At 59.3% G+C, this 241-nt stretch carries 1 pseudogene; it reads right to left on the bottom strand.

The features are described 5' to 3' along the window. Positions 1 to 114: 114 nt before the first annotated feature. A pseudogene (locus AB4Y44_RS42930) lies at positions 115 to 241 on the bottom strand (cbb3-type cytochrome c oxidase subunit I); the annotation flags it as partial.

Here is a 241-nt window from a genome sequence, read left to right as displayed (position 1 = left end):
ATCTCGCGGACCTTCGCGGCCGGAATGTAATAACCGTCGTTGTTGCCGAAGCTCTTGAGGATCACCGTCAGCACGACGCCAATGAACCCGAGCACCGCCAGCCACGTGATGTGCCACACGGCCGCGATACATCGTGAACAGCCAGTTGAAGATCTTCACGCCGGTGGGAATGGCGATGATCATCGTCGCGATACCGAAGAACGCGTTGACGTCGGCGCCCGCACCCATCGTGAAGAAGTGG

Source organism: Paraburkholderia sp. BR10937, assembly GCF_040965695.1.
Lineage (GTDB): Bacteria > Pseudomonadota > Gammaproteobacteria > Burkholderiales > Burkholderiaceae > Paraburkholderia.
This window is presented reverse-complemented; position numbering and strand designations above follow the sequence as displayed.